This window comes from Micromonospora sp. WMMB482, assembly GCF_019038635.1.
Taxonomy (GTDB): domain Bacteria; phylum Actinomycetota; class Actinomycetes; order Mycobacteriales; family Micromonosporaceae; genus Micromonospora; species Micromonospora marina.
The window spans coordinates 5,371,057-5,387,299 of record NZ_JAHOPD010000020.1 but is presented as its reverse complement, the minus strand read 5'-3'; the positions used below and the strand labels follow the sequence as shown (position 1 = coordinate 5,387,299).

Sequence of the window (16,243 nt, the reverse complement as noted above, 5' to 3'; positions counted from 1 at the left end):
CGCCGCCCGGACGACGAGGGGGACCATGACCGAGGGCGCCGTCTCCCGGCCGGTGCGGGTTCTGCTCGCCGACGACCAGCCGCTGCTGCGTACCGGATTCCGGATGGTGCTCGGCGCGGAGGACGACCTCGACGTGGTGGGTGAGGCCGGCGACGGCGTGGAGGCGGTGGAGCTGTCCCGGCGGCTGCTGCCCGACGTGGTGCTGATGGACATCCGGATGCCGCGCCTGGACGGGGTGGCCGCCACCCGCGCGATCGTGTCGGCCCGGCTGCCGGTACGCGTGCTCGTGCTCACCACGTTCGCGCAGGACGGCCACGTCGTCGGGGCGTTGCGGGCCGGGGCGAGCGGCTTCCTGACCAAGGACGTGCCGGCCGAGGACCTGGTCGCCGCGATCCGTGCGGTGGCCGCCGGGGGCGCGGTGATGTCCCCGCGCGTCCTGCGCCGGGTGCTGGACCGTTTCGCCCAGGTGCTGCCGGACCCGGCCGCCGCCCCGGCACGGGCGTTGGAGCCGCTGACCGACCGGGAGCGGGAAGTGCTCACACACATGGCGCGCGGCTTGTCGAACGCGGAGATCGCCCGGGTGCTGTCGGTCAGCGAGACCACCGTGAAAACCCATGTCGGGCATGTGCTGACGAAGCTACGGTTGCGCGACCGGGTCCAGGCGGTCGTGCTCGCGTACGAGACGGGCCTGGTCCGCCCCGGCGGCTAGGTGGCGCGCGTCGCCTACCGTGACCAGCGGCGGGGCTGACGTGTTGACCGTCACGTGGGGTCAGGCCCCAGCGTCGGCGTCGCCCGCCGGTCAGGGGTCACCCTGAGCCCGGATGGGGGTCGACCCTCACCGGAAATTCGGCGCGGATTCCACCCCAGGTCGGAGGGCTTCCGGGCTCCCGACCCCGAGGATGGATTCCGCCGCACCGGCCAGCGGGGGCGGTGCGGCATGAGAACGACAAACGGAAGAGGTAGATGACGTGACCGCGACGGTGGGCCGAGAGCAGGCCGCGGCCCGGGCGAACGACGTGTGGAAGGTGTACGGCAGCGGCGAGGCACAGGTCGTCGCGCTGCGGGAGGTGAGCGCCGAGTTCGAACGCGGCCGGTTCACCGCGATCATGGGGCCGTCCGGCTCGGGCAAGTCCACTCTGATGCACTGCCTCGCCGGGCTGGACACGGTGACCAAGGGCACGGTCATGATCGGCGACACGACGGTGACCGGGCTCAACGACTCCGGCCTGACGAAGCTGCGCCGCGACAAGGTGGGCTTCATCTTCCAGCAGTTCAACCTGCTGCCCACGCTCACCGCGCAGGAGAACATCCTGCTGCCGCTGTCGATCGCCGGGCGCAAGCCCGACCCGGCCTGTTACGACACGGTGATCGACACGGTCGGCCTGCGGGAGCGGCTCGGGCACCGCCCGGCGCAGCTCTCCGGCGGCCAGCAGCAGCGCGTGGCGTGCGCCCGGGCGCTCGTCGCCCGTCCCGAGGTGATCTTCGCGGACGAGCCGACCGGCAACCTGGACTCCCGCTCCGGCGCCGAGGTGCTCAAGTTCCTGCGCAACTCGGTACGCGAGCACGGCCAGACCATCGTGATGGTCACGCACGACCCGACGGCCGCCGCGTACGCCGACCGGGTGGTGTTCCTCGCCGACGGGCAGATCGTCTCGGAGCTGATCGAGCCGACCGCCGAAACGGTGCTGGACATGATGAAGAAGCTGGACGCCCCGGTCGAGGTGGGCAACTGATGCTGCGGGCAACGCTCAAGAGCCTGTTGGCGCGCAAGCTGCGCCTGCTGCTGTCCGGCCTGGCGGTGGTGCTCGGCGTCATGTTCGTCTCCGGTTCGTTCGTGCTCACCGACACGCTCGGGCGGTCCTTCGACGCGGTCTTCGCCGACGCGTACTCCGAGGTCGACGTCAGCGTCGAGGCGAAGCCGAAGATCGAGGTCTCCACGACCGAGGGCATGCCGGTGAGCACCCCGATGCCGGCGTCGGTGCTCGACCGGGTCAAGGCGGTGCCGGGCGTGGCCGACGCCGAGGGCGTGGTGGCCGCCGAGGGCGCCCGCATGATCGGCAGCAACGGCAAGGTGGTCACCTCGTTCGGCCCGCCGCAGCTGGGCCAGAACTGGCTCGGCGAGGGCGACCTGCTGGAACTACGCGAGGGGCGCGGCCCGCAGGCCGACGACGAGATCGTGATCAACGCCGCGCTGGCCGAGGCCGGCAAGGTCAAGGTCGGCGACCGGGTCGGCGTGCTGACACTCGCGCCGAAGAAGGAGTTCACGATCGTCGGCGTGTTCGGCTACAGCGGCGGCCGGGACTCGATCGGCGGGGCCAACGAGGTCTACTTCACCACGCCGGTGGCGCAGCAGCTGATGCTGGGCGAGCCGGACGTGTTCAGCAGCGTCAGCGTCCAGGCCGCCGGTGGCACCACGCCGGCGGCGCTGCGCGACGAGGTGGCCCGCACGCTCGGCGCCGACTACCAGGTCAAGACCGGCGAGCAGCTCGCCGCCGACGCCTCGGCCGGCCTCAAGGAGGGGCTGTCGTTCTTCAACAAGATCCTCCTCGGGTTCGCCGCGGTGGCACTGCTGGTCGGCACGTTCCTGATCCTCAACACGTTCTCGATCATCGTGGCCCAGCGCACCCGTGAGCTGGCGCTGATGCGGGCCATCGGGGCCAGCGGCAAGCAGGTCATCGGCTCGGTGGTGCTGGAGGCGCTCGCGGTCGGCCTGATCGCCTCGGTGCTGGGCCTCGCCGCCGGCGTCGGCGTGGGCGCGCTGCTGGCGTACCTGTTCGGTCAGCTCGCCGGCGGTCTGAGCCTGGCCGGGCTGGGTGTGCCGCCCTCGGCGGTGATCGGCGCGTTCGCGGTCGGCATGCTGATCACGGTGGTCGCCGCGCTGCTGCCTGCGGTGCGCGCCTCCCGCATCCCGCCGATCGCCGCGATGCAGGACGTCGCCACGCCGGACCGGCCGCTCACCAAGGTCACCGTCGGCGGCGCGGTGGTCACCGGCATCGGCGCGGTGCTGCTGTTCCTGGGCCTCGGCGGGCACGCGGGCGACAGCACCCTGGCGACCATCCTGGGCGGCGTCCTGTTCGCGTTCATCGGCGTGGCGCTGCTGACGCCGATCATCAGCCGGCCGGTGGTGGCGCTGCTCGGCGCGGTGTTCTCCTGGTCGGTGCCGGGCAAGCTGGGCCGGCTCAACTCGGGCCGCAACCCGCGCCGCACCGCGATCACCGCCGCCGCGCTGATGGTGGGCATCGCCCTGGTCACCGGCGTGACGGTGATCCTGGACTCGGCCAAGGGCAGCCTCGGCAAGCTGGCGGAGGACACCATCAAGGCGGAGCTGGTGATCTCCGGCGACTCGTCGGGGCCGCGCCCGGCGAGCTTCGACCCGGCGGTGCTGGAGAAGGCCGCCGCGATCCCGGGTGTGCGGATGGTCAGCGGCGAGTACGGCGACCTGGCGGTGGTCGGCGGCGAGCGGACCTGGGTGTCCGCGTCGAGCAACGTGGCGGCGCTGCAGCAGATCTTCGGGGCGAAGGCCGCCGCCGGTGACATCAGCCGGCTGGCGCCGGACCAGATGCTGGTCAGCTCGGACACCGCGAAGGCACGCAACCTCACCGTCGGTTCGACGGTGCCGGTGCAGCTGTCCCGCGGCGAGGCCCGCACCTACACGGTCAGTGGCATCTACGAAAGCTCGCAGCTGACGAACGCGGTGACGCTGCCGCCGCAGGCCACTGCGGACTTCAGCATCCCGCAGCCGATCCAGGCCTTCCTCCAGCTCGCCCCCGGCACGTCTGTCGACGCGGTCCAGCCGCAGGTCGAGCGGCTGCTGGCGGACAGCCCCGAGGTGTCGGTGGCCGACCGGGCCGCGTTCATCGATCAGCAGACCGGGCAGCTGGACTCCCTGCTCCAGATGATCCAGATCCTGCTGGCGCTGGCCATCGTGATCGCGGTGCTGGGCATCATCAACACGCTCGCGCTGTCGGTGCTGGAACGGACCCGGGAGCTGGGCCTGCTGCGGGCGATCGGCCTGCGCCGCGCCCAGACCATGCGCATGATCACGGTCGAGGCGGTGGTGATCTCCATCTTCGGCGCGCTGCTCGGCGTGGTGGTCGGCACCGGTCTCGGCGCGGCGGTCGTCGAGGCGCTCAAGGACGAGGGCATCACCGACCTGGTCCTGCCCTGGGGTCAGATGGCGACGTTCCTGATCCTGGCCGCGATCATCGGCGTGGTCGCCGCGGTGCTGCCGGCGATCCGCGCCGCGCGGATCAACGTCCTGGGTGCCATCGCCCACGACTGACCTGAAAGGAAGGGCCCCTTCTTAACGCCTCGTGCATGAGAAGGGGCCCTTCCTAACGGTTGAGCAGGGCCGCGAGCAGCTCCAGGTCCGCCCCGAGCAGGCTCTCCAGCTGGTGTACGCCGTCGGCGGGCGCCAGGGGCACCTCGGCCGGTACAGCCAGCACCGCCGCCCCGGCGGCCAGCGCGCTCGCCACGCCGGTCGGTGAGTCCTCGATCGCCACACACCGCTCGACCGGCACGCCCAGCAGACGCGCGGCGGTCAGGTACGGCTCCGGGTGCGGCTTGGCCGCGCCCACCTCGTCGCCGCAGACCACCGCGTCGAAGCTGTCCCGGCCCAGCGTGTCCAGGGCCACCTCGACCAGGGGCCGGCCACTGGAGGTGACGAGCGCGGTGGGGATGCCGGCGGCGCGTACCGCCCGCAGCAGCGCCAGCGCGCCCGGACGCCACCGCAGCCCGGTGCGGAACAGGTCCAGGATCCGGGCGCTGATCCAGTCGGCGCTTGCCTGCACGTCCCGCTCCGGCTGGCCCAGGTCGTCGTGCACGATCCGCATCGCGTCGGCCATCCCGGTGCCGACGATCGCGCGACGGGCGTCGTCGGACAGGACACCGCCGTACACGGCGGCCAGTTCCTGCAACGCGACGTCCCACAGTTTCTCGCTGTCGACCAGGGTGCCGTCCATGTCGAAGAGCACGGCGGCGGGGTGCTTGCTGCTCAGCGGGGGCCTCCTTCGGTACGCGTACCCCGCCGATCCTGCCAGCCGCGCCCGGTGCGCCCGGCACCGTCCCCGGTCGGGGTGACCCGCGGCATCACCCGAGGCCGCAGGCGCCGAGCGACTTCTCGTACCCCCGGAAGAACGAGTCGCTGCGCTGCTCGGCGGTGCCGTGCGAGCCCTCGGCGAACCACGGCTGGTCGGGGTCGTCGCCGACCGCGAGCAGCCCTTCCCGGAACTCCTCCAGGTCACCGTCCTCCAGCTCCAGCGCCCCGGACCGCACGCTGTCCCCGAGGTACGCCCCGGCCATGCAGTCGGCCTGCAACTCCTGCTGGATGGTGAAGTTGTAGCGGACGCCCAGCCGTACCTGCATGCCGTGGGCGTACTCGTGGCCGAGCAGGTAGAACAGGAACGCGTCGCCGATCTGCCGGAATGCCGCCACCGACCAGTTCACGTCGTAGGCGATGAAGTCGCCGGCCGAGCAGTACACCGCGTTGTTGCGCGGCAGCCCCTGCCCGGCGCAGGCCACCTCGCCCTCGCGGCTGTAGGGCACCACCCGCCGGATCGGGGTGAACCGCTGACCGGAGGCGCGGAACTGCTGTGCCCAGTACTGTTCGGCCAGCCGGACCGCGTCCTGGATGTCCCGCTGGAACTCGGCCACGCTGGTGGTGCCGTCGGCCCGGGTGGTCTGCGACTCGGGCTGCGCGCTGCGCGGGGGTGCGGGCCGCTGCGGCTCGCCCTGGTCGTAGCCGCCGGCCACGCAGCCGGCCGCCACCAGCGCGGCCACCACCAGCCCGGCGATCGGCCCGCGCCCCTGACGTCCCGCCCTGTCCCCCACCATGACCTCCCGGCTGTCGCACCCGTGTCCCGCAGCAGTACCCCCGGCAGGCGCCGGTGACGCTCACCGGCTCTCACGTACCGCCGCCGGGAAACGTTCACCGGCGGTGGGGAGGGTGACCAGCAGCAGCGGAAGCCGGCAGGTCGCGGCGCCACCCTCAGCGGTGGTGCGCGCCGCGTTCCGGCGGTGCGGGAAGGAGGCCGGGCGCGGTCAGTCCAGGCCGCGCATGATGTGCGGCTCGCCGTCGTCGTCGCCGAAGCAGCGGTGCAGCACCTGGGCGCGCGCCCACAGGTCCAGGCTGCTCGGTGGTCCGACCGGCCCGGCGCCGGCGGCCGTGGTGGTCAGCACGGGTGCCGGTTCCGGCGGGACCTGCGACGTCACCTCGTCGGTCATGTCCGCCCCTTTCGTCGTTCCCATGCTCGCCTGCGGGCGTTTCCGTGACGTCAACGGAACGGCTCGGGCGTGGACGCGGCGCGGCTGACCCGCGCCGGGCCGTACTCCGGTGACGGTAGCCCGCCGGGCCGTCGAGCACAGCCGTATTCCCGACGTCGCCGCAGGTCGCGGCCGGTGATCACGCCCGCGCGCCGCGCCCGTCGCCCGGACCACAGGTGACACAGCAGGTGTCGCCGCGCCAGGCGTCGCGCCCCTCGCGGACCGCGACCACGGCGATCACCAGCGCCGCGACCGGGTCGGCCCAGGACCATCCGAGCAGGCCGTTGAGGGCAAGCCCGACGAGCAGGACCACCGAGAGGTACGTGCACAGCAACGTCTGCTTCGAGTCGGCCACCGCCGACCGGGAGCCCAGTTCACGCCCGGCGCGCCGCTGCGCGGCCGAGAGCACCGGCATCACGATCACCGAGAGCCCGGCGAGCACCAGCCCGACCGGCGAGTGCGCGGCCTCGACGCCGCCGAGAAGCGCCCGGACCGCCTCGACGCCGACGTACGCGGCGAGCGCGAAGAACGACACCGCGATGACGCGCAACGCGACTCGCTCCCGGGCCTGCGGGTCGGTGCCGGTGAACTGCCACGCCACCGCCGCTGCGGACGCCACCTCGATGATCGAGTCCAGACCGAAACCGATCAGTGCGGTCGAGGATGCGGCGGTGCCGGCGCTGATCGCGACCACCGCCTCGATCACGTTGTAGGTGATCGTCGCGGCGACCAGCAGGCGTACCCGGCGGGTGAGCAGCGCGCGGCGGGCCGGCGCCGGGCCGGCGGGCGTGGCGGGGATCAGCGGCAGGCTCATCGGCAGCAGCCGTCCGCCGCGTCCGGACAGGCGGCCGGGTCGATCGCGAGCACGACACCGACCAGGTCGCCGAGCGCGTGGGCGAGGCGGGAGTCGGCCAGCTCGTACCGGGTGCGGCGACCCTCCGGTACGGCCACGACCAGCCCGCAGCCGCGCAGACAGGCGAGGTGGTTGGACAGGTTCTGCCGGCTGGTGCCGAGCGCCTCGGCCAGTTCGGCCGGATAGCCGGGCCCGTCGCGCAGGGCCAGCAGGAGCCGGGCGCGCAGCGGGTCGGACAGCGCGTGGCCGAAACGGGACAACGCCTGGGAGTGGTGCAGCGTCCGCATGCCGCAACTGTACAGCACCTGCTGTATTCACGAAGCAATGTACCGGCGCTTGCATCCGGTACCCCGGTACGGGCTTACCGTCGAGGCGTGACAGACGATTCCTGGGTACCCGACGCCTGCACGCTGCCCACCACCGAGCGGCCGCTCCGACTGGCCGAGTTCGACGGGCTGTTCCGCGACGCGCTGCGCGGCGTCGACCGGCCGGCCGCCCGGCACCTGCGGCTGCACCTCGACGGCGACGCCGAACCGGTCGCCCGGGACCTGATCGCCCGCGAGTCGGCGTGCTGCTCCTTCTTCACCTTCGACCTCGTCCGCCCGGACGGCGACGCGCTGACGCTCGACGTCCGCGTTCCGGCGGCCCGTGTCGCCGTACTCGATGCCCTGGCCCTGCGGGCCACGGCCGCGCGGGGCCGGTGATGGGCGAGCCGGAACTGCGCAGCGGCCAGGTCGCCGACGCGGCCGGGGTGAACGTGCAGACGCTGCGCTACTACGAACGGCGCGGGCTGCTGGCCGCGCCCCGGCGGTCGCCCGGCGGGCATCGGCTCTACCCGGCCGAGACGGTCACCCTGCTGCGGGTGGTGAAGGCCGCGCAACGTCTCGGCTTCACCCTCGCCGAGGTCGCGGACCTGCTGGCGGCCGGGCCGCACGACGCCGGCCTGCGGACCCGGGCCCACGACAAGCTCGCCGAGGTGGAGCGCCGGCTCGCGGACCTCACCGCCGTCCGCGACACGCTGCGAAAGGCGATCTCGGCCGGCTGCGACGACCTGATCACCTGCGCCGGCAGCTCCCGCTGCCCGCTGCCCTTCGCCGATCCGGACCACGGCCCGGCTACGGTCTGACGCATGACTGTCGTCCGGTCCGTCCTGCTGTTCCTGCTCGCCGCGCTCGCCGAGATCGGCGGCGCCTGGCTGGTGTGGCAGGGCTGGCGGGAGAACCGCGGGCTGCTCTGGATCGCCGCCGGGGTCATCGCGCTCGGCGCCTACGGATTCGTCGCCACGTTCCAGCCGGACCCGAACTTCGGCCGCATCCTCGCCGCCTACGGCGGCGTCTTCGTCGCCGGGTCGCTCGCCTGGGGCATGGTCGTCGACAAGTTCCGGCCCGACCGCTACGACCTCGCCGGCGCGGCCGTCTGCCTGGTCGGCGTCGCGATCATCATGTACGCCCCGCGCACGAGCTGACGGCGCGGTGATGAGTTTCCGCGCCCGTGCCCGTCACATCTACGACGGGACACGACGACGCGGAAGGATGACGTCATGGGTACGGACATGCGGCTGCAGGAGCTGGGCGTACGCGACCTGGCCGAGGTCGACGAACCGGCGTTCACCGGGCTGGCGCAGCGGCACCGGCGGGAGCTGCACGTGCACTGCTACCGGATGCTCGGGTCGTTCGAGGACGCCGAGGACACCGTCCAGGAGACGTTCCTGCGGGCCTGGCGGCGGCGAGAGACGTTCGCGGGACGCTCGACGTTCCGGGCCTGGCTGTACCGGATCGCCACCAACGCCTGCCTGGACCTGCTCGCCAGGTGCCGCCCGGAGCCCGCGACCGGCGGCGAGGTGCTTTGGCTCCAGCCGTACCCGGACCGGCTGCTCGACGAGCTGCCCGCCACCGGCGCGGACGAGCCGGAAGCGGTCGCGGTGGCGCGGGAGACGATCGAGCTGGCGTACCTGGTCGCGGTGCAGCACCTCGCGCCGCGCCCGCGCGCCGTGCTGATCCTGCGCGACGTGCTCGGCTGGCCGGCCAAGGACGTCGCGGAACTCCTGGGCGACTCGGTCAACTCGGTGAACAGCGCGTTGCAGCGGGCCCGCGCGGGCATGCGGGAACACCTGCCCGCGCAGCGGCAGGACTGGACCGGCGACGAGACGGACACCCGGACCCGCGAGCTGGTACGCCGCTTCACCGACGCCAGCATCGCCAAGGACGTCGACGGGCTCGCCGCCCTGCTGCGCGACGACGTGCGCTGCTCGATGCCGCCCACCCCGGGCCTGCAGATCGGCCGCGACGCGGTGGTGACCGACTGGATCGCGGACGGCTTCGAGAGCCTGGGCAGCCTGCGGGCCGTGTCCACCGCCGTGAACCGGCAACCCGCCGTCGGGTTCTACCTCTGGCAGGGCAGCGAGGGCGCGTACCTGCCGCTCACCGTCGACGCCCTGCGCATCACCGGCGGGGCGATCACCGAGATCGTCACGTTCCACGCCGACCAGTTCCCGCGGCTCGGGCTGCCGGAACGCCTGCCCGCCGACCGCACGCCGTAGTGCCCGCGCGGACGCTCGCGCTGCCCCGCGGCGCGCGCGTTCCGGTGGTCGCGGCCAGGTGGCAGCACACGTACGGCGTGGTCACCCGCGGGCGGGTGCAGCTGAAGCTGCGCGACGGCAGCCCCGGGCCGGTCCTCGGCCGCGACGCCGGGTTCTGGCTGCGCGGCACCAGCGTACGCGCGCTGCGCAACCCCGGCCGTCGTACCGCGACGGTGCGGATCCTCACCCCTCTTGCCGGACTTCGGAGGAACGACATGATCAGCAGCACTGACACCGGCGTCACAGTGAGCCGCCGGCACGGCTTCCGGCGGCTCGCCGTCACCGGCCTGGCCGCCACGGTTGCGACAGTGGTGGTCACCACGCTGGCGGCCGCGCTCGCCCGGGCCGCCGGTGTGGACTTCGAGATCCCGGACGGCGGCGAGACCATCCCGCTGGGCGGGTACGCGGTGGTGACCGGCTTCTTCGCGCTGGTGGGCGTCGTCATCGCCGCCGTGCTGCTGCGGTTCAGCGCGCACCCCGCGCAGCGGTTCGGGTGGGCGGCGGTGTGTCTGACCGCGCTGTCGATGGTGCCGCCGTTGATCGCCGGGGGCGACGCAGCCACCACTGTCACGCTGATCGGGTTGCACCTGGTCGCGGCGGCGGTGATGATCCCCGCCCTGACGCGAAGCCTGCGACAGTGACTCCACCATCGACGGCCTCCCTGGTCCAGCCGAGGAACCGGCGATGCAGCACGCCGGCCGGCGTCCAGGGCATGTCCTCGGTGGCCTGGACGAGGTAGGCACCGAGGTAGAGGGCCAGCGACACCGGAGCATCCGCGTACTCCGCCCGCAGCTCGCGCTTGCGGGTCGGGCACGGCCAGGGCAGGTCGCAGCCGCCACAGCTCCAGACCGGCATGACCGGGCCGTGGGTGGTCACCGCGCACCCTCCAGGAACCGCGCGGTGATCGCCCGCGCCTGCCGGCTGGTCGCCCATTCCACCTGCCAACAGGGGTACGGCGTGAGCCGCGCCCACCACGCCCGGCAGCCGGCACACAAGCCGTCGAGCCCTCGTACGTGAACCGCGACGATCGCCTGTTCCTGCCCGCTGGTCACTGCTCACCCTCCGACGGCCAGTGGCCCCGATTGATCGGAATCCGATGCCGGGCGCGGCAGGGCAGGTCGGACCCACAGCGGCAGATGCGCCGCCAGAGCCGCCACGACCACACCGGCCGGTGCCTGCGAGCAAGAGTCAGCGCGGTGGCAGAAAGGTATTCGTCATACGAGACGCGCCGCACGGACCCTCCCTCTCTTCTGAGGGGGACGCGGCGACCAGGCGATACCCGCACCGCCCGCCGCATCCCGTGAGCAGGACGCTACGGTCGGTCGCGGAGCGGAATGGGTAAGGTTCCTACCCCTGGATCAGGAGAGGAGCCCGACCTTGACCGCGAGGTCACGGGCGTCGTCACGGGCGGAGCGTGGACCGTCGAGCAGGTCCAACGTGATCTGGCGGGCGTACCCGTTGAAGCGGATCGTCTCCGGGGCCGACTCGTACGCCTGCCTCAGCGTCGTCACGGCCGCTTCCTTGTCGTCCTTGCCGTAGTGTGCCCGCGCCACCTCGATGAGGTGGCGTGCCCGGCGCGGCCTCGACGGGATGGCCGCCGAGTCGTGGCGGCGCGCCTGCCGTACCGCCTCGCCGGACTTCTGCAACTCCACCGCCACTGTCACCGCGTGGGCGCCCATGATGACCCGGGAGAACGACGTCTGCGGCTGATAGAAGCCCTCCGGCAGACGCTGCGCCACCCGGTCCGCCCGATCCCAGTACCGCCAGGCCCGGCCTTCCTCGCCGGCACGCGCGGCGGTGTACGCGGCCTCGAAGTTGAGCGCACCCCACAACGCCAGCAGATTCGCGCCCCCGTCAGCCGCCCTCGGCTCCAGACCCGACATAACGTCGTGGGTCACCACCATGGCGGTGTCCCAGTCCCCGGCGTCCCGATGCACCTGACACAGGAACCATGCCGCGAGAGCCACCGCCTCCGGGTCACCGGAATCCTGCGCCGCCACCATCGCCCGGTCCGCGACCCGCCACAACAACTCAGCGGCCGGCTGGTACGCAAGGAACATCTGCGTCAACCCGAACGTCTCCGCCAACAGCGACTGCGCCCGCCGACGCTCAACGCCCTCGTACACCAGCGCGGCCCGCTGCACGTCGTGCAGAAGTCTCGGCAGCAGCCCACCCAGCACCGTCCGGTGATCGGACGCCTGATGACGCGCCCGCCACGCCACCGCAAGCCGCTCACGCAAACCGGCCAACGACTCCGGCTCAGCGTCGTCAGCGAGCACGACACGGTTCACCGCGTCCCGCACCGACGCCAGCGCCGGATGCTCAGGCCCGTTCACCACAGCCGACCGGTCACTCAGCTCGCCCGCCAGGGCCGACACGTCGACCTTCAGCGCACGCGCGATGCGATCCAGCATGTGGATGCGCGGCGGCAGGATCCGATCGGTCTCCACCGCCTTGACCCACTCGGCGCTACGGCCCACCAACCCACCAAGCACCGCGCGAGTCTTTCCGGACCGCTCCCGGTAGACCTTCAACCGCTGCCCGAAGGTCAACTCCGGCAAGGACTCCATCCCGAACCTCCTCGTAGGGCGGGATGCACCATCGGCACCCGGAGCCATCTCGCCAACAACGCTAGCGAGCAGGCCGCGCCCTCATAACCCCTCACACGCGGCTCGCCACACTTCGGAAGAGAGATTCCCCACCCATCAGGTGGGAGGTTCTGAGCGCCTCGTCCGGCCCTTGCCCGTCGACAGTCATCCCTGACGTACGACCAACGGCCGGAGGCGAGCCCTGTTGTGGACGGCTCTGTTCGCCGGATGGTGTCGCCCCGCTCTCGACTGCCCTGATGGCTCGCTGTAGCAGTCACAGCTCAGGCACGTGGCGCCTCACTTGGCGTTGAAGTAGTTCGCCTCCGGGTGGTGCACCACGATCGCATCGGTCGCCTGCTCCGGCACCAGCTGGAACTCCTCGGACAACTGCACCCCGATCCGCTCGGCGCCCAGCAGCTCCACGATCTTCGCGCGGTCCTCCAGGTCCGGGCAGGCCGGGTAGCCGAACGCGTACCGGCAGCCCCGGTAGTCGGTGCGCAGCAGACCGGCCAGGTCGGCCGGGTCCTCGTCGGCCACCGTGCCGCCGCCGGGCAGCACCAGCTCGGCCCGGATCCGCCGGTGCCAGTACTCGGCCAGAGCCTCGGTGAGCTGTACCGACAGGCCGTGCACCTCCAGGTAGTCGCGATACTCGTTGCCGGCGAACATCTTCGCCGTGTACTCGCTGATCGGCTGCCCGACGGTGACCAGCTGCAACGCCACCACGTCGAGCTGGTCACCCCGGGGCCGGAAGAAGTCGGCCAGGCACAGCCGCCGCTCCTGCCGCTGCCGGGGGAAGGAGAACCGGGCCCGCTCGCTGTGCCCGTTCTCGTCCAGCACCACCAGGTCGTTGCCCTCGGAGTACGCCGGGAAGTAGCCGTAAACGACGGCCGCCTCCAGCACCTGATCCGAGATGAGGCGGTCCAGCCAGTACCGCAGCCGGGGCCGGCCCTCGGTCTCGACCAGTTCCTCGTACGACGGTCCCTTGCCGCCGCGGGCGCCGCGCAGCCCCCACTGGCCGAGGAACGTGGCCCGCTCGTCGAGCAGCGCCGCGTAGTCGGCCAGCGGCACACCCTTGACGACGCGGGTGCCGAAGAACGGCGGCTTCGGCACCGCCACGTCGGCGGCCACGTCGGAGCGGACCGACGCGTCGTCCAGTTCGGGCAGCGCCTCGCGGACCTGCGCCCGCTGCCGTTCCCGGCGCTCCCGGCGGGCCGCCAGCGCGGCCTCCCGCTCCGGGTCGACAACCGGCGCGCCGCCGCGCTTGGCCGCCATCACCCGGTCCATCAGGGACAGCCCTTCGAACGCGTCGCGGGCGTAGTGCACCTGGCCCGGGTAGATCGACCGCAGGTCGTCCTCCACGTAGGCGCGGGTCAGTGCGGCGCCGCCGAGCAGCACCGGCCAGCGCTCCGCCACGCCCCGGGAGGCCATCTCGGCCAGGTTCTCCTTCATGATGACGGTGCTCTTGACCAGCAGGCCGGACATGCCGATCGCGTCGGCCCGGTGCTCCTCGGCCGCGTCGAGGATCGCGTTGATCGGCTGCTTGATGCCGATGTTCACCACGTCGTAGCCGTTGTTGGACAGGATGATGTCGACCAGGTTCTTGCCGATGTCGTGCACGTCGCCCTTCACGGTGGCGAGCACGATCCGGCCCTTGCCGTCGTCGTCCGTCTTCTCCATGTGCGGCTCCAGGTAGGCCACCGCGGTCTTCATCACCTCGGCGGACTGGAGCACGAACGGCAACTGCATCTGGCCGGAGCCGAACAGCTCGCCGACCACCTTCATGCCGTCCAGCAGCAGGTCGTTGATGATGGACAGCGGCGTACGCCCCTGCGCCATCGCGGTGTCCAAGTCGGCCTCCAGGCCGTTGCGCTCCCCGTCGATGATCCGCCGCTTGAGCCGCTCGTCCAGCGGCAGCGCGGCCAGTTCCTCGGCGCGCGTGGCCCGCGCCGACGCCGCGTCCACGCCCTCGAACGCCTCGATGAACCGCTGCACCGGGTCGTAGCCCTCGCGGCGGCGGTCGTACACCAGGTCGAGCGCCACCTCGCGCTGCTCGTCCGGGATCCGCGACATCGGCAGGATCTTGCTGGCGTGCACGATCGCCGAGGAGAGCCCGGCCTGGGCGCACTCGTGCAGGAACACCGAGTTGAGCACCTGCCGGGCCGCCGGGTTGAGCCCGAACGACACGTTGGAGATGCCGGCGGTGAAGTTGACGCCCGGGTAGCGCGCGGCGATCTCCCGGATCGCCTCGATCGTCTCGATGCCGTCGCGGCGCGTCTCCTCCTGCCCGGTGGCGATCGGGAACGTCAGCGCGTCGATGAGGATGTCCTCCCGGCGCATCCCCCACCGGCCGGTCAGGTCGTCGATCAGCCGGCCGGCCACCCGTACCTTCCACTCCCGGGTGCGGGCCTGGCCCTCCTCGTCGATGAGCAGCGCCACGACGGCGGCGCCGTGCTCCTTGACCACCGGCATGATCCGCGCGTAGCGGGACTCGGGACCGTCGCCGTCCTCGAAGTTCACCGAGTTGACCACGCACCGGCCGCCGAGCATCTCCAGCCCGGCCTCGATCACGGCCGGCTCGGTGGAGTCCAGCACGATCGGCAGCGTCGAGGCGGTGGCGAACCGGCCGGCCAGCTCGCGCATGTCCTGCGTGCCGTCGCGGCCGACGTAGTCGACGCAGAGGTCCAGCAGGTGCGAGCCGTCCCGGGCCTGACTGCGGGCTACCTCCACGCAGGCCTGCCAGTCCCCGGCGAGCATGGACTCACGGAACGCCTTCGAGCCGTTGGCGTTCGTCCGCTCCCCCACCATCAGGATGCTGGCGTCCTGGGCGAACGGCACGTGGTGGTAGATCGACGAGACCCCGGCCTCCGGCTTCGGCTCCCGCGCCACCGGCGCCCGCCCGCCGAGCCGCTCCACCAGTACGCGGATGTGCTCCGGGGTGGTGCCGCAGCAGCCGCCGATCAGGGCCACGCCGTAGTCGGTGACGAACTGCTCCAGCGCGTCGGCCAGCTCGTCCGGGCTGAGCGGGAAGTACGCCCCGTCGGCGGTCAGCACCGGCAGGCCGGCGTTCGGCATCACCGAGATCGGGATGCGGGAGTGCTGCGCCAGGTAGCGCAGGTGCTCGCCCATCTCCGCCGGGCCGGTGGAGCAGTTCAGCCCGATCAGGTCGACGCCGAGCGGCTCGATCGCGGTCAGCGCGGCGCCGATCTCACTGCCGAGCAGCATGGTGCCGGTGGTCTCCACCGCGACCTGACAGATGATCGGGACGTCCCGGCCGGCCTCGGCGCGCGCCCGCTTCGACCCGACCACCGCCGCCTTGACCTGGAGCAGGTCCTGGCAGGTCTCGATGATCAGCGCGTCCGCGCCGCCGGCGATGAGGCCGGCGGCGTTCTCCTGGTACGCGTCGCGCAGCGAGGCGTAGCTCGCGTGGCCGAGCGTGGGCAGCTTGGTGCCCGGACCCATCGAGCCGAGCACGAACCGGGGATGCTCCTCCGTCGCGTACGCGTCGGCTGCCTCCCGCGCGATCCGCGCGCCCGCCTCGGACAGCTCCCGGATACGGCCGGGGATGCCGTACTCGGCGAGGTTGGGCAGGTTGGCGCCGAACGTGTTGGTCTCCACGCAGTCCGCGCCCGCGGCCAGGTAGGCGTCGTGCACGCCGCGGACCACGTCCGGCCGGGTGACGTTGAGGATCTCGTTGCAGCCTTCGAGGCTGTCGAAGTCGTCGAGGGTGAGGTCGGCGGCTTGGAGCATCGTCCCCATCGCGCCGTCCGCAATCAGGATCCGATCGGCCAGCAGTTCACGCAACGAGGTAGGCACATGCTCCAGGGTAGTGCGCCCGAGTACGGCAGAGTCACCCGAACCGGGCCTTCCCACATGCTGCCCACCGGGCCAGCGTACACCTTTGCGGCGGTTCGCCCGGGTGGTCCGGCCCGGCGACCGGCGCGGCCGACGGGCCGGGCCCGGCGG

General features: G+C 72.2%; 17 protein-coding genes. 8 read left to right on the top strand and 9 right to left on the bottom strand.

The features are described 5' to 3' along the window. The first annotated feature begins 25 nt into the window (after positions 1 to 25). The 3 genes from KSK32_RS26355 to KSK32_RS26345 all read left to right on the top strand — a co-directional run bounded on the left by KSK32_RS26355 (position 26) and on the right by KSK32_RS26345 (position 4,282). A complete protein-coding gene (locus KSK32_RS26355; RefSeq protein WP_216933634.1) occupies positions 26 to 709 on the top strand; it encodes a response regulator transcription factor in 684 nt (227 codons plus the stop codon). Between the two features lie 259 nt (positions 710 to 968). After that, positions 969 to 1,733 carry an ABC transporter ATP-binding protein gene (locus KSK32_RS26350; RefSeq protein WP_216933633.1) on the top strand — a complete coding sequence of 255 codons (765 nt, stop codon included), beginning with the start codon at positions 969 to 971 and terminating at the stop codon, positions 1,731 to 1,733. Then, the gene (locus KSK32_RS26345; RefSeq protein WP_216933632.1) at positions 1,733 to 4,282 is read left to right on the top strand and encodes an ABC transporter permease; all 2,550 of its coding nucleotides are present in this window, start codon (positions 1,733 to 1,735) and stop codon (positions 4,280 to 4,282) included. Before KSK32_RS26350 ends, KSK32_RS26345 begins: the two co-directional genes overlap by 1 nt. A 52-nt stretch (positions 4,283 to 4,334) precedes the next feature. Here KSK32_RS26345 and KSK32_RS26340 read toward each other — a convergent pair whose 3' ends face one another. The 5 genes from KSK32_RS26340 to KSK32_RS26320 form a co-directional block, all read right to left on the bottom strand. Continuing rightward, complete coding sequence (locus KSK32_RS26340) at positions 4,335 to 4,973, bottom strand: HAD family phosphatase (RefSeq protein WP_216933631.1); 639 nt, start codon at positions 4,971 to 4,973, stop codon at positions 4,335 to 4,337. A 115-nt stretch (positions 4,974 to 5,088) separates the two neighbouring features. Next, the gene (locus tag KSK32_RS26335; protein WP_216936365.1) at positions 5,089 to 5,829 is read right to left on the bottom strand and encodes a neutral zinc metallopeptidase; all 741 of its coding nucleotides are present in this window, start codon (positions 5,827 to 5,829) and stop codon (positions 5,089 to 5,091) included. A gap of 210 nt (positions 5,830 to 6,039) precedes the next feature. After that, positions 6,040 to 6,222, bottom strand: coding sequence for a hypothetical protein (locus KSK32_RS26330; protein ID WP_216933630.1), 183 nt, complete (start codon positions 6,220 to 6,222; stop codon positions 6,040 to 6,042). A gap of 178 nt (positions 6,223 to 6,400) precedes the next feature. After that, positions 6,401 to 7,075, bottom strand: coding sequence for a cation transporter (locus KSK32_RS26325; RefSeq protein ID WP_216933629.1), 675 nt, complete (start codon positions 7,073 to 7,075; stop codon positions 6,401 to 6,403). Next, complete coding sequence (locus tag KSK32_RS26320; protein WP_216933628.1) at positions 7,072 to 7,401, bottom strand: helix-turn-helix transcriptional regulator; 330 nt, start codon at positions 7,399 to 7,401, stop codon at positions 7,072 to 7,074. Before KSK32_RS26320 ends, KSK32_RS26325 begins: the two co-directional genes overlap by 4 nt. Before the next feature lie 87 nt (positions 7,402 to 7,488). On the opposite strand from KSK32_RS26320, the gene KSK32_RS26315 reads away from it, so the two are divergent. The 5 genes from KSK32_RS26315 to KSK32_RS26295 all read left to right on the top strand — a co-directional run bounded on the left by KSK32_RS26315 (position 7,489) and on the right by KSK32_RS26295 (position 10,333). After that, a complete protein-coding gene (locus KSK32_RS26315; RefSeq protein WP_216933627.1) occupies positions 7,489 to 7,818 on the top strand; it encodes a hypothetical protein in 330 nt (109 codons plus the stop codon). Then, positions 7,818 to 8,240 carry a MerR family transcriptional regulator gene (locus tag KSK32_RS26310; RefSeq protein WP_216933626.1) on the top strand — a complete coding sequence of 141 codons (423 nt, stop codon included), beginning with the start codon at positions 7,818 to 7,820 and terminating at the stop codon, positions 8,238 to 8,240. Before KSK32_RS26315 ends, KSK32_RS26310 begins: the two co-directional genes overlap by 1 nt. 3 nt (positions 8,241 to 8,243) lie before the next feature. After that, entirely contained in the window at positions 8,244 to 8,579 is a 336-nt protein-coding gene (locus KSK32_RS26305) for a YnfA family protein (RefSeq protein ID WP_216933625.1), read from the top strand. 75 nt (positions 8,580 to 8,654) lie between these two features. Beyond that, entirely contained in the window at positions 8,655 to 9,653 is a 999-nt protein-coding gene (locus KSK32_RS26300) for an RNA polymerase subunit sigma-70 (RefSeq protein WP_216933624.1), read from the top strand. After that, positions 9,653 to 10,333 (top strand): DUF6069 family protein, encoded by a 681-nt coding sequence (locus KSK32_RS26295; RefSeq protein WP_216933623.1) that lies wholly within the window; start codon positions 9,653 to 9,655, stop codon positions 10,331 to 10,333. The genes KSK32_RS26300 and KSK32_RS26295 overlap by 1 nt, the downstream gene beginning before the upstream one ends. Here the strand turns inward: KSK32_RS26295 and KSK32_RS33625 are convergent. The 4 genes from KSK32_RS33625 to metH all read right to left on the bottom strand — a co-directional run bounded on the left by KSK32_RS33625 (position 10,260) and on the right by metH (position 16,093). Further along, positions 10,260 to 10,568 carry a hypothetical protein gene (locus KSK32_RS33625; protein WP_289256399.1) on the bottom strand — a complete coding sequence of 103 codons (309 nt, stop codon included), beginning with the start codon at positions 10,566 to 10,568 and terminating at the stop codon, positions 10,260 to 10,262. The genes KSK32_RS26295 and KSK32_RS33625 overlap by 74 nt on opposite strands. Continuing rightward, complete coding sequence (locus tag KSK32_RS26290) at positions 10,565 to 10,744, bottom strand: hypothetical protein (protein WP_216933622.1); 180 nt, start codon at positions 10,742 to 10,744, stop codon at positions 10,565 to 10,567. The genes KSK32_RS33625 and KSK32_RS26290 overlap by 4 nt, the downstream gene beginning before the upstream one ends. A 306-nt stretch (positions 10,745 to 11,050) precedes the next feature. Then, the gene (locus tag KSK32_RS26285) at positions 11,051 to 12,262 is read right to left on the bottom strand and encodes a helix-turn-helix transcriptional regulator (RefSeq protein WP_216933621.1); all 1,212 of its coding nucleotides are present in this window, start codon (positions 12,260 to 12,262) and stop codon (positions 11,051 to 11,053) included. 315 nt (positions 12,263 to 12,577) lie between these two features. After that, positions 12,578 to 16,093 carry a methionine synthase gene (gene metH / locus KSK32_RS26280; protein WP_216933620.1) on the bottom strand — a complete coding sequence of 1,172 codons (3,516 nt, stop codon included), beginning with the start codon at positions 16,091 to 16,093 and terminating at the stop codon, positions 12,578 to 12,580. Between the last annotated feature and the right edge of the window lie 150 nt (positions 16,094 to 16,243).

Bases quoted from the DNA above. Each gene is read 5' to 3' on its own strand.
- KSK32_RS26355 (WP_216933634.1), top strand. From the start codon at position 26: ATGACCGAGGGCGCCGTCTCCCGGCCGGTGCGGGTTCTGCTCGCCGAC.
- KSK32_RS26345 (WP_216933632.1), top strand. From the start codon at position 1,733: ATGCTGCGGGCAACGCTCAAGAGCCTGTTGGCGCGCAAGCTGCGCCTG.
- KSK32_RS26330 (WP_216933630.1), bottom strand. From the start codon at position 6,222: ATGACCGACGAGGTGACGTCGCAGGTCCCGCCGGAACCGGCACCCGTG.
- KSK32_RS26325 (WP_216933629.1), bottom strand. From the start codon at position 7,075: ATGAGCCTGCCGCTGATCCCCGCCACGCCCGCCGGCCCGGCGCCGGCC.
- KSK32_RS26320 (WP_216933628.1), bottom strand. From the start codon at position 7,401: ATGCGGACGCTGCACCACTCCCAGGCGTTGTCCCGTTTCGGCCACGCG.
- KSK32_RS26310 (WP_216933626.1), top strand. From the start codon at position 7,818: ATGGGCGAGCCGGAACTGCGCAGCGGCCAGGTCGCCGACGCGGCCGGG.
- KSK32_RS26305 (WP_216933625.1), top strand. From the start codon at position 8,244: ATGACTGTCGTCCGGTCCGTCCTGCTGTTCCTGCTCGCCGCGCTCGCC.
- KSK32_RS26300 (WP_216933624.1), top strand. From the start codon at position 8,655: ATGGGTACGGACATGCGGCTGCAGGAGCTGGGCGTACGCGACCTGGCC.
- KSK32_RS26285 (WP_216933621.1), bottom strand. From the start codon at position 12,262: ATGGAGTCCTTGCCGGAGTTGACCTTCGGGCAGCGGTTGAAGGTCTAC.